25 protein-coding genes and 1 other RNA gene are annotated in these 25,125 nt (G+C 51.6%); 3 read left to right on the top strand and 23 right to left on the bottom strand.

From position 1 onward, the window contains the following. Positions 1–68: 68 nt before the first annotated feature. Positions 69–728: a TerC family protein gene (locus tag L6H98_RS16160; RefSeq protein WP_236416654.1), complete on the bottom strand. Its 660-nt coding sequence runs from the start codon at positions 726–728 to the stop codon at positions 69–71. A gap of 105 nt (positions 729–833) precedes the next feature. Here L6H98_RS16160 and L6H98_RS16165 point away from each other — a divergent pair, with 105 nt between their 5' ends. Next, the gene (locus tag L6H98_RS16165; protein ID WP_236416744.1) at positions 834–1,535 is read left to right on the top strand and encodes a TerC family protein; all 702 of its coding nucleotides are present in this window, start codon (positions 834–836) and stop codon (positions 1,533–1,535) included. Between the two features lie 173 nt (positions 1,536–1,708). Here the strand turns inward: L6H98_RS16165 and thiI are convergent, their stop codons facing one another. The 6 genes from thiI to L6H98_RS16195 form a co-directional block, all read right to left on the bottom strand. Further along, positions 1,709–2,950, bottom strand: coding sequence for a tRNA uracil 4-sulfurtransferase ThiI (gene thiI / locus L6H98_RS16170; protein WP_236416656.1), 1,242 nt, complete (start codon positions 2,948–2,950; stop codon positions 1,709–1,711). 6 nt (positions 2,951–2,956) lie between these two features. After that, positions 2,957–4,105: a cysteine desulfurase family protein gene (locus L6H98_RS16175; protein WP_236416657.1), complete on the bottom strand. Its 1,149-nt coding sequence runs from the start codon at positions 4,103–4,105 to the stop codon at positions 2,957–2,959. A 166-nt stretch (positions 4,106–4,271) separates the two neighbouring features. Continuing rightward, a complete protein-coding gene (locus L6H98_RS16180; protein ID WP_236416659.1) occupies positions 4,272–5,048 on the bottom strand; it encodes a lytic transglycosylase domain-containing protein in 777 nt (258 codons plus the stop codon). A gap of 206 nt (positions 5,049–5,254) precedes the next feature. After that, a complete protein-coding gene (locus L6H98_RS16185) occupies positions 5,255–5,665 on the bottom strand; it encodes a hypothetical protein (RefSeq protein WP_236416661.1) in 411 nt (136 codons plus the stop codon). A gap of 35 nt (positions 5,666–5,700) precedes the next feature. After that, the gene (locus L6H98_RS16190; protein WP_236416663.1) at positions 5,701–5,919 is read right to left on the bottom strand and encodes a DUF1540 domain-containing protein; all 219 of its coding nucleotides are present in this window, start codon (positions 5,917–5,919) and stop codon (positions 5,701–5,703) included. Positions 5,920–6,086: 167 nt separating this feature from the next. Next, a complete protein-coding gene (locus L6H98_RS16195) occupies positions 6,087–6,593 on the bottom strand; it encodes a YpuI family protein (RefSeq protein WP_236416665.1) in 507 nt (168 codons plus the stop codon). 288 nt (positions 6,594–6,881) lie between these two features. Here L6H98_RS16195 and L6H98_RS16200 point away from each other — a divergent pair, with 288 nt between their 5' ends. Next, positions 6,882–8,777: a S8 family peptidase gene (locus L6H98_RS16200; RefSeq protein ID WP_236416666.1), complete on the top strand. Its 1,896-nt coding sequence runs from the start codon at positions 6,882–6,884 to the stop codon at positions 8,775–8,777. Positions 8,778–8,860: 83 nt separating this feature from the next. On the opposite strand, the gene L6H98_RS16205 is transcribed toward L6H98_RS16200, so the two are convergent. Both L6H98_RS16205 and L6H98_RS16210 read right to left on the bottom strand, forming a co-directional pair. Next, positions 8,861–9,115: a hypothetical protein gene (locus tag L6H98_RS16205; protein WP_236416668.1), complete on the bottom strand. Its 255-nt coding sequence runs from the start codon at positions 9,113–9,115 to the stop codon at positions 8,861–8,863. An 86-nt stretch (positions 9,116–9,201) separates the two neighbouring features. After that, the gene (locus L6H98_RS16210) at positions 9,202–10,740 is read right to left on the bottom strand and encodes a PLP-dependent aminotransferase family protein (protein WP_236416669.1); all 1,539 of its coding nucleotides are present in this window, start codon (positions 10,738–10,740) and stop codon (positions 9,202–9,204) included. Between the two features lie 102 nt (positions 10,741–10,842). Between L6H98_RS16210 and L6H98_RS16215 the strand changes: the two genes are divergently transcribed. Continuing rightward, positions 10,843–12,072 (top strand): PLP-dependent aminotransferase family protein, encoded by a 1,230-nt coding sequence (locus L6H98_RS16215; RefSeq protein ID WP_236416670.1) that lies wholly within the window; start codon positions 10,843–10,845, stop codon positions 12,070–12,072. 225 nt (positions 12,073–12,297) lie between these two features. Here the strand turns inward: L6H98_RS16215 and rnpB are convergent. The 14 genes from rnpB to ybeY form a co-directional block, all read right to left on the bottom strand. Beyond that, positions 12,298–12,706: RNase P RNA component class A (gene rnpB / locus L6H98_RS16220), an RNA gene on the bottom strand. An 86-nt stretch (positions 12,707–12,792) separates the two neighbouring features. After that, a complete protein-coding gene (locus tag L6H98_RS16225; protein ID WP_236416671.1) occupies positions 12,793–13,908 on the bottom strand; it encodes a Nif3-like dinuclear metal center hexameric protein in 1,116 nt (371 codons plus the stop codon). Beyond that, positions 13,875–14,642, bottom strand: a complete 768-nt coding sequence (locus L6H98_RS16230) for a class I SAM-dependent methyltransferase (protein WP_236416672.1) — start codon at positions 14,640–14,642, stop codon at positions 13,875–13,877. The genes L6H98_RS16225 and L6H98_RS16230 overlap by 34 nt, the downstream gene beginning before the upstream one ends. 180 nt (positions 14,643–14,822) lie before the next feature. Next, positions 14,823–15,950 (bottom strand): RNA polymerase sigma factor RpoD, encoded by a 1,128-nt coding sequence (rpoD, locus tag L6H98_RS16235; RefSeq protein WP_236416673.1) that lies wholly within the window; start codon positions 15,948–15,950, stop codon positions 14,823–14,825. Between the two features lie 44 nt (positions 15,951–15,994). Next, positions 15,995–17,815 carry a DNA primase gene (gene dnaG / locus L6H98_RS16240; RefSeq protein ID WP_236416674.1) on the bottom strand — a complete coding sequence of 607 codons (1,821 nt, stop codon included), beginning with the start codon at positions 17,813–17,815 and terminating at the stop codon, positions 15,995–15,997. Positions 17,816–17,855: 40 nt separating this feature from the next. Further along, on the bottom strand, positions 17,856–18,329 hold the full coding sequence (locus L6H98_RS16245; RefSeq protein ID WP_236416676.1) for a YaiI/YqxD family protein: 474 nt from the start codon (positions 18,327–18,329) through the stop codon (positions 17,856–17,858). A 177-nt stretch (positions 18,330–18,506) separates the two neighbouring features. Next, positions 18,507–20,582: a glycine--tRNA ligase subunit beta gene (glyS, locus tag L6H98_RS16250; protein ID WP_236416678.1), complete on the bottom strand. Its 2,076-nt coding sequence runs from the start codon at positions 20,580–20,582 to the stop codon at positions 18,507–18,509. Then, positions 20,575–21,462, bottom strand: coding sequence for a glycine--tRNA ligase subunit alpha (gene glyQ, locus L6H98_RS16255; RefSeq protein WP_236416680.1), 888 nt, complete (start codon positions 21,460–21,462; stop codon positions 20,575–20,577). Before glyQ ends, glyS begins: the two co-directional genes overlap by 8 nt. 354 nt (positions 21,463–21,816) lie before the next feature. Further along, positions 21,817–22,569, bottom strand: a complete 753-nt coding sequence (gene recO / locus L6H98_RS16260; RefSeq protein WP_236416681.1) for a DNA repair protein RecO — start codon at positions 22,567–22,569, stop codon at positions 21,817–21,819. A gap of 33 nt (positions 22,570–22,602) precedes the next feature. Further along, on the bottom strand, positions 22,603–22,743 hold the full coding sequence (locus tag L6H98_RS16265; protein WP_236416682.1) for a YqzL family protein: 141 nt from the start codon (positions 22,741–22,743) through the stop codon (positions 22,603–22,605). Positions 22,744–22,844: 101 nt separating this feature from the next. Further along, on the bottom strand, positions 22,845–23,747 hold the full coding sequence (gene era / locus L6H98_RS16270) for a GTPase Era (RefSeq protein ID WP_236416683.1): 903 nt from the start codon (positions 23,745–23,747) through the stop codon (positions 22,845–22,847). Between the two features lie 43 nt (positions 23,748–23,790). Continuing rightward, positions 23,791–24,207: a cytidine deaminase gene (locus L6H98_RS16275; protein ID WP_236416684.1), complete on the bottom strand. Its 417-nt coding sequence runs from the start codon at positions 24,205–24,207 to the stop codon at positions 23,791–23,793. 22 nt (positions 24,208–24,229) lie between these two features. Continuing rightward, on the bottom strand, positions 24,230–24,601 hold the full coding sequence (locus tag L6H98_RS16280; RefSeq protein WP_236416685.1) for a diacylglycerol kinase family protein: 372 nt from the start codon (positions 24,599–24,601) through the stop codon (positions 24,230–24,232). Beyond that, entirely contained in the window at positions 24,601–25,098 is a 498-nt protein-coding gene (ybeY, locus tag L6H98_RS16285) for an rRNA maturation RNase YbeY (protein WP_236416686.1), read from the bottom strand. Before ybeY ends, L6H98_RS16280 begins: the two co-directional genes overlap by 1 nt. Positions 25,099–25,125 lie beyond the last annotated feature (27 nt).

Genomic DNA, 25,125 nt, shown 5'->3' on the forward strand with positions numbered 1-25,125 from the left:
CTACGATATACCGAGGACACAGGGCAGCATATATTTTATTCTGCTCTACGGCAGAATGACATGAGGAACTATACATTTTTCCGTACAAAGCGGTGAGCTCCTCCAATCGCAATAACAAGGCAAGCCATGGCGACCGGCAGCAGCGTATGTGCTTCTGCAGTCAATCCGTGTAACCACTGTCCCAGCTTCGGATCGCTCATCACCATTTCTCCGGCGGTATAGGCCAGAATGCCTGAACCCGCAAATACCAATATCGGATATCGTTTCAACAACCCCACAATCAGGCCGCTGCCCCAGATTACGATCGGAATGCTGATCGCGATCCCGATAACCGTAAGCGCCAGATCACCGTCCGAGATCGCCGCGATGGCGAGCACATTGTCCAGGCTCATGACAAAATCGGCAACCAGAATCGTTTGAATGGCCTTCCATGTCGTCGAGGCCCCCTTGACTTCCACTTCATCTTCATTTTGCAGGAGCAGCTTCACCGAGATCCACAACAGCAGCAGCCCTCCTGCTGCTTGAATGAAAGGAATGCCTAACAGCATGACCGCCACAAAAGTCAATGCACAGCGTAGAATGACAGCGCCGAACGCGCCCCACCATACTGCCTGTTTACGCTGATTCAATGGAAGGTCTTTGCTGGCCATGGCTATGACTACCGCATTATCTCCGCTTAATACCAGATTGATCATCAATATTTCCATCAGCATCCACAATGTATCCACGTCTCTCATCCCCCCACTTAACTTGTATGTTAAAGTTGTCCATGCTATTCTTATCGATTGAACAAGCTTAAGCTTAGGGATGGATTAATCGAAGGAGTGACGATGATGGAGCTGTTTAGTCCCGCATTTTGGCTTGCATTGTTGAATGTTGTGTTTATCGATCTGATTCTGGCGGGCGATAATGCCATCGTCATTGGGCTCGCTGCTCGAAATTTGCACCCTTCCGTGCAAAAAAAGGCGATTCTTTACGGAACGGGCGGAGCCCTTCTGATACGTATTTTGGCAACGATTGTTGTATTATGGCTGCTGCAAATTCCTTGGCTGCTGCTGATCGGCGGACTGATGCTCATCTGGATCGCTTATAAATTGCTGGCAGACCAAGGCGAGGAGCATGCCGACATCAAAGCCGGAAGCTCCTTATGGACTGCCGTCCGAACCATTATCATCGCCGATGCCGCCATGGGTCTGGACAACGTGATTGCGGTAGCCGGTGCCGCCCAGCAGCATCTGGTGCTCGTCATTATGGGTTTGCTGATCAGCGTGCCCATTGTCGTTTGGGGCAGTACGCTGTTCATCAAGCTGATCAACCGATTCCCTTGGATCATCTATCTCGGAGCCATCGTGCTTGGTTATACGGCTTCCAGCATGATCACGGAGGAACGCCGGCTTGAAGCGTTCTTTGCGGAGCACGCCGTACTCAGGGTGCTGTTCATCATCATTGTGATCGCAGCCATTGTCTTCGCAGGATACCGCAAACGGTCAAAAGGACCCAAACGGGAGGATGAAAGACAGCATTCCTATTCCTGACATCAAAACACATTTGCAAAGAACGTTGGCAGCATTTGTAGAATGGACGCAAAAAGGACTGGTCGACATCATGTCGATCAGTCCTTTTTTTCGTGCTGCTTTATTTTACATCATTCGACTCGGATAACATAACGTTCGTTATGTCGATGCGTCGGGCAGTTCTACCCTAACGGTCAGAACCACTCTTCCTTGATATCGGACGACGTGTCCGCAGAACCGAATGGAAGCGGTTCGCCGGCACGCAGCACTAACGTTTCCGTCTGGGCCACAGCCTCATCCACCCATTCCGGAAGCTCCGTCAACGACTCTTCGATTCGCTCCACAATTCGCAAATTCGGATTCGTCGTCGGCGATTTGGGCACAAACAACGTGCAGCAATCTTCATAAGGCAAAATGGAAATATCGTACGTTCCGATTTTTTTGGATAAACCGATAATTTCCTCCTTGTCCATCATGACCAGCGGCCTGAGCAGGGGCAAATCGGTGGCCCGCCCGATGACGTTCATGCTTGGCAGCGTTTGGCTGGCTACTTGTCCCAAGCTGTCTCCCGTAATCAGCGCAAGCGCTCCTTCGCGCTCTGCCAGTTTAGTGGCGATGCGCAGCATGGAGCGACGCATCAACGTAATGATCAACTTGTCCTGTCCGACCTGGGTAAATGAGGTCTGAATTTTGGTGAAAGGCACCAGATGCAGCTTAATGCTTCCCGCATGTCCTGCCAGGGCGGCTGCCAGTTCAATGACTTTTTCTTTGGCCCGCTCGCTTGTAAACGGGTAACTATAGAAGTGAACGCACTCCACCTCCAGCCCACGTCTCATAGAGGACCAGGCAGCGACCGGACTGTCAATGCCGCCGGATAACAGCAGCATTCCCTTGCCGTTCGAACCAAGCGGAAACCCTCCCACTGCCGGGATCACTTCGTTGAAGATATAGGTCCCCTGATCCCGGATCTCCACGCGAAGCTCGATATCAGGATTGCGCACGTCGACACGGAGCTGCGGGAATTCCCGCAGGACGGGCGAACCCACGATGTGATTCATCTCATGCGAAGAATGGGGAAAAGCTTTCCAGGCGCGTCGGGAGGTCACTTTAAACGTTGTGCCTTCTTTAAACACTTCTGAGCGTTCATGCATGAAGGCAACGGCGGCCGTCACAATTTCATCCTTTTCGGAAGAGGTCACAATGACCGGACTGATCGACACTACGCCGAACACCTTCTTGAGCGCATCAATCAGCTCGGTGTGAGGCTCGCCCCCCAGATCCACGTACAATCTGCCGAATTCTTTGCGGAGCTGTGCAGCCGGGTAGGGCTTAAGCAGCGAGCGCACCTGATTGATAATCGTATTTTCGAAACGGGAACGGTTCTTCCCTTTCAGCATGAATTCTCCGAAACGGAGAAGCAGCATATCGTATTTCATCGGTTATTACATCCGCCTTTCCAATGGACGCAGCTGCGCCACCATCTGTTTCAGGGCCTGTGCAAGCACGGCCACGTCTTCTTCTGTATGTTCGTCTCCCAAACTGATACGCAATCCTCCGGCAGCCGTCGCATGATCTCGGCCCATGGCCAGCAGCACTCTGCTCGGTTCGGCTGAACGCGAGGAACAAGCCGATTGCGTAGACACGGTTACTCCGAGCTGCTCCAAAGTGTGCAGAGCAACTTCCGCTTTCATGCCCGGGTATGAAAAATGAACGATATGAGGTGCTCCATCCTTGCCACTGTTCAGCACAAATTCCGGAATGCTTTCGATCGTCTCCATGATCCGATCCCTCAGCACGGTCGTTCGTTTGGCAAAATCAGCCTGACGTTCGGACGCAAGGCGCATCGCTTTGGCCATGCCGACAAACAGCGCCACATTTTCAGTCCCCGCCCGTAATCCCCGTTCCTGCGAGCCTCCGGACAGAAGCGGAGTCAGTTCCACGCCGCTGCGGACATACAAAAGGCCCGCCCCTTTGGGGCCGCGGATTTTGTGGGCGGACAGACTGTATAGATCGACTCCCCATGTCGCAGGGACGGCTTCGATTTTTCCAAAACCCTGAACCCCGTCCACATGGAACAATACGCGCGGCGCCTGCTTTTTGAGCAGCCTGCCCACTTCGGCCACGGGCTGAATGGTTCCCGTTTCGTTGTTGACATGCATCAAGCTGACCAGCACCGTATCCGGTCGGAGCGCGTCCAGAATGTGCCGAGGATTTACTTTTCCTGCCGAATCCACCGGGATCCAGCTGACCTCCCAGCCCCAATCCTGTAATTGCAAAAAGCTTTCATATACCGACGCGTGCTCCGTTGCCGTGGCAATGATATGTTTGCCGCGCGAAGCATAGTGCAGCGCCGAGCCTTTAATCGCAAGATTGTTGCTTTCCGTGGCTCCGGAGGTAAGCACGATCTCGTCTGCTTTGACGCCCAAGGCATCGGCACAGACCGTTCTTGCCCGGCGAAGCAGCTGATGGGCCTTTTCACCAAAACCATGGATGGAGGAAGGATTCCCGTAATGGGCTCCCATGATCTCTGCGATCGTTTGCACCACTTCTTCATAAGGCGGGGTGGTTGCCGCGTAATCGAAATATTTCAAATGAGGGCGAACCTCCCTTTTCTCATTATGGCTATTTTTCTACAGTCTGCATTGTAACACGAACCTGTCCCAACACAAAAAGACCAAGCAGGAAAATGGCGCAATTGCCAACACTTCCCGCCTTGATCTTTCGGAACCAGCCTTCTGCGGCCTGTTATGAGAACATCTATGCGATGTATTTTTGGCGCGCCTTTTCCACCTTCGCAATGTACGCCTGCGTCTCGGCTGGCAAGCGGCCGATCACGCTCATCAGCTCGCTGTCGGTGGACACGCCCAGCTTCGTCACGCGTCCTGGCCCTGCGTTGTAGGCGGCAAGCGCCATGTTCACCTGACCGCCGAAACGTTGCAGCTGAAGCGAAAGATACTTCGTTCCGGCATCGATGTTCTGCGCAGGGTCGAACGGATCGCTGACTCCCAGTCCGGCTGCCGTTCCGTCCATAAGCTGCATCAATCCTTTTGCGCCGGCCGAGGAAACGACATTCGGATTGAATGAGGATTCCGTATCGATCACCGCTTTGATCAAGGATTCAGGCACTCCGTATTTGGCGCTTGCGGCCGCGATCAGCGATTCGAAATCGGTAGGCACGGAAGAACCGGAACCGGAATCGGCCGAACTCACATTCGTCGACGCATTTAATGAAACTTCCGGACTGTTGGCGGAGGCGTATGTGTTTTCGTAGGTACCCGCATCCGCAGCATACGCACTTCCCAATTGCAGCCAGAGCAAACCGTCAAGAGATCTGTTCGCAAGCGGAGCTTGCGTAGAATTGGCCGAAGGCATCGAAGCTGGGGAAGCACTCGTTCCCTTCCCAAGCAGCCCGTCCATCAATTCGGCAAAATCGGAGACGGTATCCGACGTTCCTTCCGATCCGATCGTTTGACTCAGAACATTGGACAATTGCGTCTCCAACAGTTTCCGTGATGCGCTTGAATCAATCTGCATGTATTCTCTCCACTCCCGTGTCATATAGCATCAACTTTCTGCCTACATTCTACATGGTTTTACAAAATACTGCCATCGTTTTCAGAAAAATTATTCCAAACCTCCTGTCTTTTGCGTAAACACGAAAAACCCTTCTTCCGATATCGGAAGAAGGGTTTGCTCTGCGTTAATCAGGAAGGAGCAATGCAGTTCTCCAAGCCTGCGTTTTAACGGGCAAACGGAATCATGAAAAAGTAACTCAACGTGGCGACAATGCCAAGCCCCATCGACCATGCTCCAGACGTTTTATGTCCGTTCGCATAAGCATAATACCCCAACACTGCAGCGGCCGGCCCCAATACGATGGACCACATAAACAGCGAAGCGATCCCGCAGGCCAAACCGACATATCCGGATACCTTCCCGCTGGATTCCGCAATACGATCTGCCTCGTGTTTTACCGGAACGGCTTCCTTGCGTTTGACTTCTTCTCTCCGGTATGAGGTAGGCGGAGCCACCTCTGCACCATACTCTTCACGATGTGCACGTCTCGGGAAATCAACACGTTTCCGATCTACCGTGTCATCGCTTTTAGGCTTGGATGAAACTTCATCATTGCGGTCATGTTCATCTTTCATTTCAGTACACCTCCGTAGATGAATGGAATGAGAGCTTATTTAGGCCTAAATGTATGACAGCAAGTGGCCGAAGAAGTGCTGGCTTGATCTTGGTGCTCGGAATCAAACATCTCGCCGGCGAATTCCTCAGCATAATGACTTCTGGCATGCTGATCGATGTCAATCATGATCGCGTCTGCATGACAGAAATTGTTTTCTCCCCAAAAGTGGCAATTCGATACGCTACATTTGACGATTGGCTTGTTGTCACTCATTTGTTTTATCACCTCGAAGCTATTGTCCCCGCTGCCTGATTCGGCTATTCCGCCTGCGGAATGCCAGATGATGTCATGCCGATGCCAAGGCAAACATGAGACAACGCACAAAAAAACCGCCGAAAATCGGCGGTTAGTTCTTCATGTGTATCGGGTATGCCACAATGCTAAGCGTGATTACGCTGATTTTGCATCCGGCGCTGAGTCAAATAATCGCTCTCGTAATAAGCCAGATCATCGCGCAATTCTTCGTAGGTTTTGGAAATTTCCAAAACGACGTCACGCACGGCGCGAACGGGCTTGTCACGGAAACGGATCGCGTCTTGCCCGGTATAGGCATATCTTCCATCTTCGGAATAACATTCGTTTTTGGGATAGAAGAAGCTATTGATGCATTGGTGGTACGTATGATAAAGAGCCTTTTCGGCAAATTCGACATCGAAGTTGGCACGACGCAGCACAACGCCAAGTTTTTCGTAAGAAACTTCAGAAAAAACGAGCAGATGACGGAGATCCGATAAAAATCCTTTGTAAAACGCCGTCGATTCTTCCGTCTGATTCTGATCCAATTCAGGCAAGGAATGTTGATTCAAAAATTGTTCGATCCGATCAATAGCTGGTTTTAACTTTTCCCTCGTTGACTCACAAATTTTTTGTACATTGGCTGCTGTCATAAAGATAGCTCCCCCTTAGATAAGTCCTTACATATAAATCGGCCACAAAAACGTTTCGTTTGACCGTGAATTCTCAGCTACTATCCTACCATAAAAAGGTGCCAAAAGGTATCCCTTAATCTTCCTTATTATTTCCAGCCTTTCACAACGACATTTCTGCATCATTTCTGGGCTGTTCTGCATAAAAATATGTCCTTCTCCTAACGATAACACCAAGCGCGGACAACATGGAATCGGCATGATGCGATGATTGCTGTCCAGACCAACAGAGGAGGTATGGTTTCCCCCATGTCGAGACCGAAATGGAAAAATTGGACCCTTGCCGCAGGCGTTGGCGCACTGACCTTGGTTCTGCTTCTTCCCACAATGTATCGCCCGGACACGAACCAAAGGAATCAAGCGCTTCCCCAGGCCCCACGCGAGCACCAGGAACAAGCCAGTAAACAGCGCCTCAAAGTACAGGATGTTAAAGCAACCGATATGCTGACACGCATGGATGCCAAGCAGCATTTAGCCGCTTTGCTGGATAAAACCGCCAAAATGTCCGAAGCGGATCTGGCCCGGTACATGAACGAATTGCAGCTTTCACATGCACATATTCGGTCTGTGGATATTGTCGACGCCAAAGGATCCATCCAAAAGCATTACGGCAAAAAGCCGCAGGATGGGAGCACATTGGAGCATCAAAAGCTGGAGCATTCCATGAGCCTGGCCAAAAAAGCGGTAATGGACCGCAAAAGCTTTGAATCGTCATCCTTTTCCGTAGGAAATGATAAATATTTTGTCATGGCGCTGCCCTCCAAAGAAGGCAAAAATTCCGTGATCGCCCTGTTTAATCAACAGATCCTGAACTCGGTGGAACAGCACCAGCGCAGAAACCTGCGTATGATTCCCTATCCACGCGAAGGCAAATTCCGCGTTGAATCGGTACACCCCGATACGTTGAACGAAATCACCGTGAAAACGGGACACGACAATGCCAATGCCAGCCATTTTTATGAAAATGAAATCGTGGTCCGGTTCAGGCAGGACCCGGGAGAACGAGACATGCGCATCATCCGTGCTGACCTTCATGCCTCGAAAGCACGCAAACTGGGGTATACCTATGTCTTCCGCTCCGAGCAAATGAGCTACAAACAGCTTCATGACTATTTCGAGCGCAAGTGGAATCCCTTGTACATGGAACCCCACTACATGTATTTAACCAACGAAACCGCCGTTGAACAAACGGATGTACCGGTTCCGAACGATATTTTGTTTTCCGATTATCAATGGAACCTGCCCGTCATCGAAACCAATCGAGGGTGGAACATTACGAAAGGAAGCAAAGACGTCATTATTGGCGTTGTGGACACGGGCGTGGACCTGGACCATCCCGACCTGAAAGGCCGGGTGCTTGAAGGATACAACGTGATCGACCCTTCCAGCCGCCCTCTGGACGATGTAGGTCATGGCACTCACGTAGCCGGAATCATCGGAGCCACCGTCAACAACAACGAAGGTGTGGCAGGCATGAGCTGGTACAACAAAATTTTGCCTGTCAAAGTGCTGGACAACTCGGGTTCGGGCACTACTTATGCCGTCGCCGAGGGCATCATTTGGGCAACCGATCACGGCGCCAAAGTCATCAACATGAGTCTGGGCAATTACGCAGACGCACAGTTCCTTCATGATGCGATCAAGTATGCTTATGACCGTGACGTCGTGCTGATTGCGGCCACAGGGAACGACAATACCGAGCGTCCAGGATACCCTGCCGCTTATCCCGAGGTGTTTGCCGTATCCGCCACCGATCCGGATATGAACAAAGCTTCCTACTCCAATTACGGAGATTACGTCGATGTCATGGCTCCTGGCACTAGCATTGCCAGCACCTATCCCAAGAACCAGTATGCCGCGCTGTCAGGCACATCCATGGCCAGCCCGCATGTGGCGGCTCTTGCCGGGTTGATCCGTTCGCTCAACCCCGACTTGACCAATACGGAAGTGATGGATCTGATGCGCCAAAGCGTCATCGACCTCGGCGACCCGGGACATGACAAATACTACGGTTATGGGCAGATCGATGTTTATAAAGCGCTGCAAGCCGCTGCAGGCAAAAGCGCCCCTTTGCAATTCTGGCCGCAGCATGTACGCGAGCAGATGGACAATATTTTGAAAAAATACACGGAGTCTTCGAAATAGGCAAAAATAAAAGCAGCAGCGCCCCGGGGGCGTAATGCTGCTTTTTGGTATGCGTAATGGTTCCCCGGGGCCTTAACGCTGCTTTAGCGTTTGCGGGAAGACGTACGGGCTTTGCCTTTGTTCTTCCCTGCTTTTTTGCTGCGGCGGCTGGACACGTATACCGGACCCTGCTCTTTGACGACTACCGGATACACATGATGCGGAACAGGAACGCAGTGGTGCTGATTAATGACTTCAACCGGGTGAATAATCGGCTGTACTTGCGGGTGATAAAAATCATTCACGACTTGAATCGGATCACAAACGATAGGATCGAGCTCAGGACAACAATGTCTCATCTCAAAACCAACTCCCTTTCAAGTGATACTATAGAGTATTGCGGAAGGACGAAAGTGGATTGGATGGATGTCCTGACTCCGACGAATTAAATCAGCGGCAGCCTGTCCGCTGTTGTCCTTCCCCCATGGGGAAGCATCGCGCGGATCGCCTCGCATAGGATACGAAGGCCTTCCCGCAGCGGCTCGGGACCCGTTACGGTAAAACAGATGCGAAGACTTGCGTCATCCATCTCTCCCGCATAACAGGCAGAGCCCGGCAAAAAGGAAACACCTGCCGCGTGCGCTTTGCGATGTAATTCATGCATGTCGATCCCGGCCGGCAACTGCAGCCACAAATTTAGCCCCCCTTCGGGCAATATCCAATGCATGCCGTCCGGCGCATGCCTTTCGAGAACGCCCGCTGCAGCCTGCAGCCTGGCGTACAGCTCCTTCCGCAGTCCTTGGATATATGGTTCATATTGATGTTGGATGAAAGACTGCAGCGCTTTCTGGGTAAGCAGCGGACTGCCGAGGTCTGCCGTCGATTTGGCCGCCACCAATCGGGTAAGCACGCTCCCGTCGGCGATGGCGCACGCCACGCGGCATCCCGGAGAAAGCACTTTGCTGAAGCTTTTGATGTATACGACATGTCCAGACCTGTCCAACGATTTGATCGAGGCTGGCGGAGGGGCATGAAAATGCAGATCGGCGAACGGATCGTCCTCCAGAATGAGGCAATGGTAGCTCTGGGCCAGATTCAGCAGCTCCGCCTTTCTTTTGGCGCTCATCGTAATGCCGGTCGGATTGTGAAAAGTAGGGATCGTATATATGAGTTTGGGCGGGTAAGAATCGCACAGGCGGGTAAGCAAGTCGATCCGCATGCCTTCGTGATCCATCGGAACGGTGATGATTTTCGCGCCTCGGCTCGTAAAAACATCGATGGCGCCGGTATAGGTGGGAGCCTCCATATATACCACATCTCCGGGTCCCACAAACGTTCGGGCTACAAGATCGATCCCTTGTTGGGTTCCGCTTGTGATCAACATCCGTTCCGGTGATGCTTCCAGCCCTCTTGCCGCAAAATGCTGCGTAAAAATTTGCCGAAGTTCACGGTCTCCCTGGAAAGAACCATAGTAGGCCATGCGTTCCGGATGGTCCGAAGACAAACGATATGCGCTGTCGATAATATCCCGAGTGGGCAGCAGCTCAGGCTGGATGGCAGACATATGAAACTCGTAGCGGACCTGCGGGGAAGCGTCGAAATGGCGCCAGAGCTGGGCACGCGGCAAATAATCCACTAACGCCAACTGCCAGTTCAACTCTGCGCTGACCTGACCCTGTCGATGCACGTTTTGGTGTTTTGGCTGCCCCCCGTTTCCGACTTGTTCAGCTTCGTCTTTTTCAAGCGCTCTGACATAACATCCCTTCCCCTGCGAGCAAACAATCAGTTGACTGGACTCCAATTCTGCATAAGCTTTGGACACGGTAACCAGGCTGACGCCAAGGTCTGCAGTCAATTTCCTTACGGACGGCAGGCGGGTGCCTGGCGCAATAAGCCCGGATCGGATGCGGTCCGCGATCGTTAGGGCGATTTGCATGTACAGCTTGGTGCTGCTCCCCCGCTTCAATTCAATGTGCATCATCATGGCCTCCAACTGTTATGATTCTCGCTTTACTGTTATACAGCAGACCGAGTATAATAGCGAATAATATAAGTATAACAGTGAATAACAGGAGATGAGAACACGATGAATATCCCTTGGTCCAACATGGCACAAAATACCCCGTCCTCTGTCGTTCGCGACATGCTTCAGGCTGCGCAGGCACCTGGAATGATTTCGCTTGCCGGAGGCCTTCCAGCCCAAAGTTCCTTCCCGTTGGAAGCCATCCGCGATGCATATGCCCGAGTTTTCGCCGACGGCCCCGCTGCCCTTCAATACGCGGAAACCGAAGGCTATCGGCCACTGCGTGTCAAGATCGCTGACCGCCTCCAGTCCAAGGGCATTCCGGCTTCGCCGGACCATCTGCTCCTGACTACGGGATCGCAGCAGTCCATTGACCTGGTATGCCGCATCCTGCTGGATCCGGGTGATCATGTGCTTGTTGAATCGCCGACGTATTTGGCCGCACTGCAAGTCATCCAATCTTACCAGGCCCAATCCCATGGCGTTGCTTGCGATGACGAAGGCATGCTTCCCGAATCCCTTGAAGAAAACCTGAAGCTATATCGTCCAAAATTGGTCTACATTAATCCAACGTTCTCCAATCCGGCGGGTAAAGTGTGGAGTCGTGCTCGCAGGCAGCAGGCGGTTGACCTTTGCCGAAAATACGGCGTGCTGATCCTGGAGGACGATCCTTACGGTGAGATCCGCTTTAATCCAGAGCAATTGGATGCACCTGCCCTTGCTGAGCTTGATGCAGAAGGTTATGGCAGTCCATCCAACGTTATCTATACCAGCACCTTCTCGAAAACGGTGGCTCCCGGCCTTCGCACAGGCTGGATCCTGGCTGCGCCGGACGTGATCAAAATGGCAGCCCGCTCCAAACAGGGGGCAGACCTCCACTCCAGCAGCATTGACCAAAGAGCGTTGCATGCCCTGATGGAGTCCTTCGATCTGGACGGACACATTCGTCAAATTTCCAACGACTATAAACAGCGGATGCAGAAGATGACTTCGTTGATGTCGGAAAAATCATGGGAAGGCATTACGTGGAACTCCCCGCAGGGAGGCATGTTCTTATGGTTGGAGCTGCCTGAATCGATGTCTGCAGCTACATTGTTCACCTACGGCATTCAGGAAAAAGTATGTATCGTGCCGGGCGATTCCTTCTATGCCGGCACACCGGAAACGAACCGCATGCGCATCAACTTTACGCATACCGATCCCGATCAGCTGCCCGAAGCGGTTGAACGGATGGATCGCGCCATCCAGCGCTGGCATGCGGCTGTACAATCCGACACGGCCGTTACGCTATAATCATCTCTTTCATCCGACCAAATTCTCCTGGAAGAGTTTGGCCGGATGAAATATTTATATTCATAACAAAAAAGGCGGCAGTCTCCGTATCACGGATTCTGCCGCCTTTGTGCATGTATGGCGATGAGCTGCTCATCACTTGCTTCAGCATCGTTCGTCACGCGAAGCGATGCAACATAGCGAAAAGAAAAAATAAAGAAATTACATGATCCACGTTGTTGCAGTTAGGAAAGCTTACCGTAAGCCGGGTTCTGTGCTCGTCGTGGTTCAGACGGGAACTACCCTCCCACCATAAGCGACAATCATCTATCTAGGCCATGCATTGCTGCATGGCTCAAGCGACCAACCTAGACACACCTCGGGCTAAGGCTGCCTAATCCGAAGATCAGGCCGTGTCCCATTAGGTCTTGCTCCAGATGGGGTTTACCAGGAACGAAGTCACCAGCGTTCCTCGGGGTCTCTTACACCTCGGTTCCATCCTTGCCTGTGCCGGAAGATCCGGCCATCGGCGGTCCATTTCTGTGGCACTATCCTTCAACTCGCGCTGACTGGACGTTATCCAGCATCCTGCCCTGTGGAGCCCGGACTTTCCTCTCGTGGCAACAAGGCCACCAGCGATTGTCTGTCAAGCTTTCCGAAACAACATTATATAGTATACAGGGATTCCTTTTGACATACAAGCCTAATGTTATTGGAAATGCTGCCTCCATAACCTCTATCTTACATGAATTGGAATACTTCCGTGTTGATTTCGGAAGCGGTCACCTGAGTAGAATAGCGTTTTTCCTCCAAATGGGTCCGCAGCCAGTCCGCCGTTTTCGCTTTCATGATTTTCTCGGCATTATGGCCTACGTCAATGATGCACATACCGGCCATCAGCGCATCGTGCGCCGTATGATAATCGATATCCCCCGTGACAATAGCGTCCGCTCCTTTGAAACGGGCGGTAAGCACGTAACGGCTTCCTGAACCTCCAAGTACGGCTGCTTTTTTGATCGGTTTAGCCAAGTCGCCAACAACGCGCACGTGGGGCACGTTCAGTTCCTTTTTAACGACCTCTACCAGTTCACCCAAGGTCTTTGTCTCCTGAAGAGGTCCCAAACGCCCCAGACCCAACGTACGGCCCTTTAAATCCATCGGATACAGGTCATAAGCCACTTCCTCATAAGGATGGGCTTTCAGCATCGCCTGAATGACCTTGCTGCGCAGGCTTTGCGGCACGATCGTCTCGATCCGCATTTCTTCCACCCGCTCCATTCGGCCTTGTGCACCGATAAACGGCTGGGTCCCTTCGCCTGGCACAAACGTGCCTGTGCCTTCCGTGTTAAAGCTGCACTTCTCGTACTTGCCAATGCTTCCTGCCCCGGCTTCCAGAATCGCCTGCAGCACTTGTTCATGATGCGTGCGAGGCACGAATACCGCCAATTTGAACAGCTGGTCCGTATGTACGTCCTCCAGCGACTCCTTGCTGTTGATGCCGATGGCCTCGGCCATCCAGTCATTCATGCCGCCTTCCGCCACATCCAGATTCGTATGACTGATATACACCGCAATATCATGTTTGATCAATTTCTCGTACAACTTGCCCATCGGCGTATCCGTGCTCAACGATTTGACAGGACGAAAGATGATCGCATGGTGCGCAATGATCAGGTTGGCGCCGATACGAATGGCTTCATCGACGACTTCATTGGTGACGTCGAGGGCAACGAGCACATGGTTGATTTCTTTTTGCAGACTGCCCAGCTGCAGTCCGATTCGATCATCCGGGACAGCCAGATGTTTGGGAGCGAGCTGCTCCATCAGTTGAATGACGGTTTGACCTTTGGCAAACATGTAAGAACCTCCTTCAGACTCGTAATCAGTCGTTCCACCTCGGAAGCCTTGTCCCGGGCAGTATCGGAATCGGATCTGGCAATGGAATCGGCAACGCCTTGCAGTTTGGCGATCTCGCTTTCCCATTTTGCAAAAAACACTTCGTTCGGACGATCGACCAAATACGGCCCCATGCGCAGCAATAAATCCTGCGTCAACTCGATCCCGTTTCCAAGCGGCCGCGGGCGATATACTTCTTCATTGGCGATCGGGCTTTGCGATTGCGGCATAGCCGTAATGATTTCGTAAATTTTTCCGTCTTCCTCCAGCAACCGCTCAGCCACGACGACCCAGCCGTGTTCAAGCAGCCAGCGTCGCAGAATGTCCTCGCCTACGTTCGGCTGCAGCACAAGCAGGCTGACCTCGTCCAGTTTGTCGTACCCACGGTCCAAAATGGAAGCGATCAAAGCCCCTCCCATACCCGCAATCGTGATAACGTCGACCTCTCCCTTGGAAATGACCTCAAGGCCGTCTCCCCGGCGCACCGTGATCTGCCCCTCGAGAGCAGCATCGCTCACCTGCTTGCGGGCAGCTTCATAAGGTCCCTGATTGACCTCCCCCGCAACGGCCAGTGCCGCTCGTCCGCTGCGGACGGCAGCGACTGGAAGCAATGCATGGTCTGAACCGATATCCGCCAGACGGCTGCCCTCCGGAATTTGGTCGTGAATTAACTGTAATCGATTCGAAAGTTTCATGAACACCTACACCATTCATTAGTTTTGGATTTGCATTAGGCAGCGAAAAGCGATAAAATAAAAGCCAATCAAACATTTCAAGGATTAATTTCCAAAACCAAGAAATGAAGACTTTAAAATTAAAAACAAAGGAGACCCCGCCTTCGCCTCAGCTTTTGCGGAAAGTCTCCCATGATCATGTTATTCGAGGAAATCTTTAAGACGTTTACTGCGGCTTGGATGACGCAGCTTGCGAAGAGCTTTGGCTTCAATCTGACGAATACGCTCACGCGTCACGCCAAATACTTTGCCCACTTCTTCCAATGTTCTGGTCCGTCCATCATCAAGTCCGAAACGCAAACGCAGTACGTTCTCTTCACGCTCGGTCAACGTATCCAGAACGTCTTCAAGCTGCTCCTTCAGCAGTTCGTAAGCGGCCGCATCCGCTGGTGCAAGCGCTTCTTGATCCTCGATGAAGTCACCCAGATGAGAATCGTCCTCTTCACCAATCGGTGTCTCAAGGGAAACGGGTTCCTGAGCAATTTTCGTAATTTCGCGTACTTTTTCCACACTCAGATCCATCTCGGCTGCAATCTCTTCGGGCGTCGGTTCGCGGCCCAATTCCTGCAACAGCTGACGGGATACCCGAATCAGCTTATTAATGGTTTCAACCATATGCACCGGGATACGAATCGTTCTCGCCTGGTCGGCAATGGCACGCGTAATGGCCTGGCGAATCCACCATGTCGCATACGTACTGAACTTGAAGCCTTTTTTGTAGTCGAATTTCTCTACGGCTTTGATCAGCCCCATGTTTCCTTCCTGGATCAAATCAAGGAACAGCATTCCACGTCCTACATACCGCTTCGCGATGCTGACAACGAGTCTGAGATTCGCTTCCGCCAAACGCCGTTTGGCTTCTTCGTCCCCTTGCTCGATCCGATTCGCAAGTTCAATCTCATCGTCCGCAGACAACAAAGGTACACGACCGATTTCTTTGAGATACATCCGGACCGGGTCGTTGATTTTGATCCCTGGAGGCAAGCTCAGGTCATCATCAAAGTGGAATTCGTCGTCCGAATCCCGCCCTTCTCCCTCTTCCCCGGGCCGAACCTCTTCATTATTTTCATTCACCACATCAATGCCAAGATCGCTCAGTTGTTCGTAAAACTCATCCATTTGTTCCGGATCCTGATCAAATGGGGAGAGCTTCTCGATAATTTCTTTGTAGTTCAATGACGATCTTTTCTTGCCTTGTTCAATCAATTGATCCTTAACCTGATCCAGCGTCATTTCTGTTTCTAGTTCAGTATGCTGATCATTCGCCATAACTTCGACTCCCTCCTCCCTAGAAACATCCAACCTGCAGACGTTCACTGTCTCTCTAGGGCAATCATTTCAATTGCGATTTGTGCCGCGCGTACAGAATCACCCGCCCGCTCTGCAGCAATCATTTCTTCCTTCTTCAGGTCATACTGCTTCATCCGAGGATATTTCAATATTTCCCTGATGCAATCGTCCAGCACCTGAATGCTCCATTCGCCCGGTCCCTCCATCATGGAGATGGAGCTTACCGTTTTCTCCAGGCGGTCATCATGCAACGATGACATGAAACGGCTTGTATCCGGCGGTTTTCCTTGTGCATAATAGGCGTATAGATAAGCAGCGATCGCTGCATGATCCTCCAAATTAAAAGCTTCACCAAGATGCTCATTCACGTACTGGGCCGCTTCTTCATCCAAAAGCATCCAAGCAAGCAATTTCCGCTCAGCCACATGATAAGCGGGCAACAGGTTAGGTGTTGGCACATGCCTATTTTGTTGCCTACCATTATTCCACCTTTTCGGGTTATTATCCCCGAACTCCGGGTTATTTTTCATGGCTTCGCGCTGTTCGTTGCATTCCTGCTTGAGCGTTTCGAATGAAACGTCGACCTCGGCAGCCAGCTCACGAAGATATACCTCGCGCTCTGTCGGCGAAGGCAGTGGGGCAATGAGCTTCACCGCTTCCTTCGTATAGGCAATCTGCCCGCCGCCTTCTAGCAGTATATGGTTTTTTTTCAGGTTTATAAGCTTAAATTTTGTGGTTGTTACAGCACCTTCAACAATCTGGTTCCGGAACCGTTCGCCGCCATGCTTGCGAATGAACTCGTCCGGATCCAATCCTTCCGGAATTAGCGCGACCTTCACTCTCAGTCCGGCTTCTTCCAGGATCGGAAAGTTTTTCATTGCTGCAGCCTGTCCAGCCCGGTCGCCGTCATAACAGAGGATGACTTCATCGCACATGCCTTTAAGCATTAAGGCCTGATTTTCCGTCAGTGCCGTTCCCATTGCGGCTACGCCGTTCTGTATGTCTTGATCCCAAGCAGAGATCACGTCACCGTATCCCTCGAACAAGATGGCCTGTCTTTGTTTGCGAATCCCGTTTTTGGCTTGATGCAGATTATAGAGGACACGACCCTTGTGAAAAAGCCGGGTTTCCGGCGAATTCAAATATTTCGGCTGTCCCTCTCCCAAAATGCGGCCTGCAAAAGCAATGGGCTTCCCGTTTCTCCCATGAATCGGAAACATGACTCTATCGCGGAAGCGATCGACGTATCCTTCGCCCTCATTGCGCTCGGACAGAAGCCCGCCGCGTTCCATCTCCTTCAGGGAAAACTCGCGTTTCTCCAGAAACTGCACCAGCGTATCCCAACGATTCGGTGCATAACCAATCTGGAACTGGTCGATCAACTTGTCGTTAAAACCACGCGAACGCAAATACTCCATAGCCGCCTTGCCGTGCTCGGTATTTTTCAGTAAGAAATGATACAGCTTCGCAGTAAGCTCATATGCTTCCAGCAAACGTGCCGTTTCCGGATTGTAATGAGCAGATTCGCGCCCCTGCCAATCTCCCAGCGAAATATGACTTTCTTCCGCCATCGACTTGACGGCCTCGGGAAAAGATAATCCTTCGATTTCCATCCTGAATTTGATGGCATTTCCGCCCTTGCCGCAGCCGTAGCAATAGAAAATCTGTTTCTCGGGAGTGACTGTAAACGAAGGCGTCTTCTCGGAATGAAAAGGGCAGAGGCCTTTCATGTATTTCCCCTGCTTGGTCAGATGCACAAATCGGCTAACCGTGTCAACGATGTCGTGCTGCTGTAACACCGATTCAATGATGCTTTCGGGTATACCGCCTTGTCCGGTACTCATCTCAACCACCTTCATCTCTTTAACACGTAGATATAATTCGCTAAATTTGTACGTTCTCCTGCAAATCTTTTAAAAGTTTTGTCAGTTTATGTTGAAAAATTTCACGATCCTCCGCTGTGAAAGGCTTCGGCCCTTTGCCATAGCGGCCTTTCCTGCGTTCCTTCGCAGCGGTATGACGCGAATCCAGCATAAAGTCGATGTCACGATCCGTGAAGTTACGGCCGCGAAAAGATAAAACGTAACAACGTTTGCCTAGCGCGAGTGCAGCCAATCCGTAGTCCTGCGTAATAACCACATCATATGCCTTAACATGATTGGCAATGTACAGATCCGCACTCTGGCTGCTTCGATCTACCTGTACGATGCGCACGCCGTCTCCACCCTGCAGCTGATGATCGAATGAAGAGACCAACAGGACTGGAATATTGAAACGCCGTGCCGTATCGGCAATCTCGGCCTTGACCGGGCAAGCATCACCGTCCACAACGATGTGGCGCACATTCAACTCACTCAAATCAGACCACCCGACTTCATAAAATAACTGCATAATGTAATATACGACCCGAGCCAGGAAAAATCCTTCTGGCAAGATCATGGAAATGCAAGGACAAAATACGGAACGGTTGTTCAAATGATTCGACAACGCGTTCCGTATATTTATACCCTCATCTATCCTGCTTTAATACTCGAGTTACCATACCAGCTTGGAGAAATCGGCAAATCCTTTCAGGTCGCGATCAATGGCCGCGAGCAGCGCAAGACGATTCGCCCGAACCGCTTCGTCTTCCGCCATAACCATGACGGAATCGAAAAATGCCGTAATGGCTTCTTTCCAGCCCGACGCAATGGCCAGCGCTTCGGCAGCTTCATGACGGGACAGAACTTGACGGTACTCGTCGGCGGTTCTGTTCCAGACCTCGTGCAGCTGACGCTCCCCGTCTTCCGTAAACAGTTCGGGATGAACGGCAACGGCAGAAGCTTTCGCAGCCAGATTGCCTACGCGGTTAAAGGATTCCACCGTCGTTTTGAAAGCATCCCCGGTTTGAACCGCAGCCATCAATGCTTCACCTTTCGGAACGATGGCGCCGATATCGTCAAAACCGGCGGCAATGACCGCATCGACGACGTCATAACGCACGGTGTCGGACAGAAGCTTTTTCACGCGCAAGCTGAAAAAGTCTTGTAAATCCTTACGAACTTCGTCCTCGGTGCGTTTCAAAAGATTCATCTGTGCATGAACGTCCAGCGCAATGCCGAAAACTTCGGAGAGCGTCAAAGGCAGATTGTGATCGAGCAGGATTTGCACGATGCCGGCTGCTTGACGACGCAGTGCATAAGGGTCCTGCGAACCTGTTGGAATGATGTTGATCGAGAAACATCCCACGATGGTATCGATTTTGTCTGCAATGCTCACGATTGCACCGACAAGAGAGGCAGGAGATTGATCTCCCGCAAAGCGCGGCTGGTAATGTTCGAATACCGCTTTGGCAGCTGCTTCTTTTTCTCCAGCCTTGCGGGCATAATCCTCACCCATCACGCCTTGCAATTCAGGGAATTCACCAACCATGAGCGTGACCAGGTCGAATTTGCAAATGTCGGCTGCGCGGCTTACGGACTCGGCATCGTCTGCAGGCACGTCCAGTTTCGACGCCAGGCTGTCGGCAATTTTACGAATGCGGCGTACCTTGTCTCCAACCGTTCCAAGCTCTTCTTGGAAGACGATGCTCTCAAGTTTGGACAATGCATCCTTGATCTGCAATTTCTGATCTTCCTCATAGAAGAATTTTGCGTCGGACAGGCGTGCGCGCAATACTTTCTCGTTCCCCTTTGCGATGACGTCTAGCGAATCGCTTCCTCCGTTGCGCACCGTCACGAAGTAAGGCAGCAGCTGCCCGTTCTCGTCCAGTACAGGGAAATAACGCTGATGTTCGCGCATCGACGTAATCAGCACGTCCTGCGGGATGTTCAAGAACGATTCGTCGAACGTACCGAACAGCACGGTCGGCGTCTCCACCAGGAACAATACTTCTTCAAGCAAATCCTCTTTGATCGGCACGTTCCAGCCTTTTTCGGCGGCAAGCGCCTGAATCTGGGAAACGATCATTTGCTCGCGTTCCTTAATATCCGCAACTACATGTTCGGAACGAAGAAGTTCCACGTAAGAGCCCGGATCGGTGACAACCGCTTCCTGCCCCAGAAAACGATGTCCGCGGGTAACATTGCCGGACTTGACGCCAGCAACTTCCAATTCGATAATCTCGTTGCCCAGCAAAGCAACAATCCAGCGGATCGGGCGAACGAATTTGAAATCGTACGAAGCCCAACGCATGAATTTCGGGAAAGTCATCGCATGCAGCACGGACAGCAGACCTTCGCCGATGACCGAGGCGGTTTCAACCCCTTTGCTGCTTTTCGTTGCGTAGATGTATTCCACGCCCGCAAGCTCTTTGAACGTAAACTGTTCAGGATCGACGCCTTGACTGCGTGCAAACCCGAGCGCGGCCTTGCTCCAGTTTCCGTTTTCGTCCAGCGCAATTTTGCGGGAAGGCCCCTTTACTTCTTCCTCGACGTCCTCTTGTTTTTCGGCAACGTCACGAATAAGCACGGCAAGTCTGCGCGGAGTCGCATAAGCCTCTACTTGGCCAAACGCAATGCGGGATGCATCCAAAAACTTGACAACCCGTTCCTGAAGCTGTTCAATGGCTCCGCGCAAAAAACGCGCAGGTACCTCTTCCAACCCGATTTCGAACAGTAAATCCTTAGACATGCTCGGCTCCCCCTTTCTTGATCAGCGGGAAGCCCAGCTTCTCGCGCTCTTCCACGTATGTTGCGGCTACTTGGCGAGCCAGATTCCGAACGCGGGTAATGTATCCGGTACGCTCGGTTACGCTGATTGCGCCGCGTGCATCCAGCAGGTTAAAGGTGTGCGAACATTTCAGCACGTAATCGTATGCAGGGAATACCAAATGTTGAGCCATTGCCTTGTTTGCCTCTTCCTCGTACATGTTGAAAAGGGTGAACAGCATCTTGACGTCAGATACCTCAAACGTATATTTGGAATGCTCGAACTCGGGTTGCTTGAAAACATCGCCATACGAAATGCCTTCGACCCATTCCAGTTCAAATACATTTTCTTTTTCCTGAATATAGGAAGCCAGACGTTCCATGCCGTACGTAATTTCTACCGCGACCGGATTGGTCTCGATGCCGCCGACTTGCTGGAAGTAGGTGAACTGGGTAATTTCCATGCCGTCCAGCCATACTTCCCATCCCAAACCCGCACAACCAAGAGACGGGTTCTCCCAGTTGTCTTCCACAAAACGAATGTCATGCTTCAGCGGATCGATGCCCAAACGCGCCAGGCTTTCGAGGTAAATTTCCTGTATATTATCCGGCGAAGGCTTGATAATGACCTGGAACTGATGATGCTGATACAAGCGGTTGGGATTATCGCCGTAACGACCGTCCGAAGGCCGGCGGGAGGGCTCCACATAGGCTACTTTCCACGGCTCAGGCCCAAGAGAACGCAAAAAGGTCATCGGGTTCATCGTACCTGCGCCTTTTTCCGTGTCGTATGGCTGCACAATAATGCAGTTGTGCTCGGCCCAGAATTGTTGCAGCGTTAGAATCATCTGCTGAAAATTCATGATCATGCTCCTTTTCGATGGTTTGATTACAAGCCCAGAACGGCAGCCAAAAAAACTCCCGCCCTACGCCTGATGTACAGACGTAGGGACGAGAGTTATTCCCGCGGTTCCACCCTACTTGGCCTGCGTAACGAAGGTTAAGCAAAGCCCACTTTTTCCGTGTCCATTCATGCTCCCGAGTGCCGTTTCGCAAACCGACTCAGCCAGGCTCTCACCATCCCCGGCTCGCTCAATGATTCGTCCTGAATGCTACTCTCTCGTTCAACGCATGACTCTAAAAAAGAGAAATTACATTGATAATATATAATTCCTATTAAAAAGTCAAGAACATATTTTTTTTCAAAAACGAGCAGTTCAAATCCCGTACTTTTCCATCTGGTCCAGGAAAGAACGGGATTTTAAATGAAGCCCTAACTGGTGATCCATGAAGGCTCGCATGATTCGTTTAAGTTCGGCCCGGGTGTCTTCGCTGACCGATATGCTGCCCAATCGTTGCAGATCCAGCTGAGCAAACAAACGAAGCAGCTTAAGCGCCCTCGGCCCCACACTCATCGCCGGCGGATCAAAATGCTTGCAGGCCCTGCAAAGCACTCCGCCCAGTCTTGGACTGACGAACAGCTGCTCCTCCGGACGCTCGCGTCCGCAGGAAATGCATTCGTCCAGAGCCGGGCCGTATCCTGCGGCCTGCAATATTTTCATCTCATACAGACCGGTGATGACCACCGGGTCTTTGTCTTCCTTCAATGCCTGAAGGCACGCCTTTAGTTGTTTGAACCAAAATGCACCTGTTTCCTCTTCCTGCAGCACCCGGTCCAAAAGCTCGCAAGCATAGGCAGCATAAGCAGCCTTGACCAGGTCTTCCCTCAGCTCATGGTTGCTTTCAATGATCTCGCCTGCGTTCAGCGTTCCCAGACCTTTGTTGCGGAAGTATACATATTGTCCGTACGTAAAAGGCTGTACCAGCGCAGCATGTCTACTCTTGGGCTTTTTGGCGCCCTTGACAAGCACCCCTACTTTTGTTCCGCTTTCGGTGCAAAGCGTAACAATTTTATTTCCCTCGCCGTAATCCATGCTGCGGATGACAATCCCTTCCACCCTGTATAGCATGCCTCGTCACCTAACCATTCCCGAAGATGCCAATCAACTCTCGGCTTCTTCATCTTCGATTCCTTCCCCTGAAGCTTCCGACTCCGGTTCCAATGCATTACACGCCTCGGTATATAGCAAATAAGATTCTACATCCCCCGTCATCGTAAACACCTTCCACGAAAAATCTCGCACTCGGAATTCATCCTCTCTTCGGAAATGACGTCTGCTTCTACCCGATAGGATGGAGTTTTCCAAGGGAAACTATGTGTTGCAATTAATGGATACTCGCCGGGTCAGGCATCACGATGGAAGCCCAGGTCGCGCAACACACGTTCCTGATTTCTCCAGTCTTTCTTGACTTTAACCCACAGATCCATATAAATTCTTGAGCCAAGCAAATTCTGTATATCCGTTCGGGCGCGCTTGCCTACTTCTTTAAGCATGGCACCCTGTTTGCCGATGATGATGCCCTTCTGGGAATCCCGCTCCACAAAAATAACCGCCGAAATATACACCACGCCGTTATCCTGAACCTTCATATCCTCGATGGTTACGGCGATGGAATGCGGTACCTCTTCACGCGTCATTTGCAAAATTTTCTCCCGGATCAGCTCAGCGCACACAAATTGCTCGGGGTGGTCCGTGACCTGGTCTTCGGGATAATACTGCGGGCCTTCCGGCAGGTATTTGCCGATCTGCTCGAGCAAAGTCGAAACATTGTTGCCATGCATCGCCGATACGGGAACGATCTCCGCAAAATCATGCAGTTTGCGATATTCCTCAATCAGCGGAAGCAAGGCTTCCGGCTCTACTTTGTCGATTTTGTTCATGACCAAAATCACCGGAGTCCGCACGTTTTTGAGCTGCTCGGCAATGTAACGGTCTCCGCCGCCCATACCTTCCGAAGCATCGATCAGGAACAGCGCCGCCTCGACTTCGCCAAGCGTGTTCAAGGCCGTTTGGTTCATGAAATCGCCCAACTTGGATTGGCGTTTATGGATTCCCGGGGTATCCAAAAAAACGATTTGCTGTTCGGCAGAGGTGTATACGCCATGAATCTTGTTGCGCGTCGTCTGCGGCTTATCCGACATAATCGCGATTTTTTGCCCGATAATTTTGTTCATCAGCGTGGATTTGCCCACATTCGGACGGCCGACGATGGCAACAAAACCCGATTTGAATGCTTGTTTTTTCATATGTTCCTCCTCAGGCGCCTAGGCCTGGAATGTGTATTTTTGCTTACTGTTTGGTCGATTTTTCGAGATCAGCCGGTCCAAACGCCCATGGCAGCAATTCGGCCACGGTTGTTTCCTGAAGATCTCCTTTCAGATTGCCCAAAAAAACGGGCATGTCCGGCTCGCAAAGCTCGAACAATACCTGACGGCATACCCCGCAAGGCGCGATGGGACCTTCGGTATCGCCCACAACCGCAATCGCTTTGAAGCTGCGCGGTTTCTGCCCGCCCGCAATGGCGCTGAACAACGCGGTACGTTCAGCGCAGTTGCTCGGCGTATAAGCCGCATTCTCGATATTGCACCCATGATGAACGTTGCCCTCATGGTCCAACAATGCCGCACCAACCCCGAAATGGGAATAAGGAGTGTACGCTTTCGTACGTGCTTTGATCGCTTCCTGCATCAATCCCTGTTTATCCATCTCTAATCACTCCTTTTATTCCTCATGACAACCCCAGCCATCGCAGGACCGGATTAGCAAAAACGATGCATCCCACGATGACGGCGAACACCGCAGCCAGCAAAACCGCACCGGCCGCGGTGTCTTTTGCCGCTTTGGCCAGCGGATGAATGTCAGGCTCAGCCAGATCCACCGCAGCCTCCACGGCCGTGTTCATCAACTCGGTGACCAGCACCAGAAAAATGGCGGTAAGCACAAACAGCCATTCCATTTTGGAAATGCCGAAAAAAACTCCGGCTGCACACATAAGGAAGGCTGCTCCTGTATGTACCCGAACATTGCGTTGGGTCCGCAGCCCGTATACGATTCCCTCCGCCGCATTGCGGAACACCAACCCCCAGGAGCGCCTTTTCATTATCGTGTCAGCCCGGCACGTGCCAGAACCGCTTCCTGTTTGCCCATCATTTCGGCTTCGCTTGCTTCATCCTGATGGTCATACCCCAGAAGATGCAGGAAACCGTGCACAAACAAAAAGCCCAGCTCACGCTCAAACGAGTGTCCATATTCTTCGCTTTGCGCAATCGTGCGCGGAACGGAAATAATGATATCGCCGAGCACCTCGGGCATTTCCTCCAGCTCTTCATCCTCATCCAGCTCATAGATGATATCGAGCTCTTCGTCAACGGATTCATTCATCGCAAAGGACAATACGTCCGTCGGACGGTCAATGCCGCGATAGTCGCGATTCAATTCATGAATTTGCGCATCGTCAACAAAAGTCAGGGCGACCTCGCCCTCCTCGATGCCTTCGGCTTCTCCGGCAAGCACGAGCAATCGCTCCAGCATTGCAATCATGGATTCCGAAATTTCTTTATCCTCTTGTTCATTATTCCATGCCAGGTTAAGGCTCATTCTTTCTAGCTCCTGTCTGCTCATAAT

The organism is Paenibacillus sp. JJ-223, from assembly GCF_927798175.1.
Classification (GTDB): domain Bacteria; phylum Bacillota; class Bacilli; order Paenibacillales; family Paenibacillaceae; genus Paenibacillus; species Paenibacillus hubeiensis.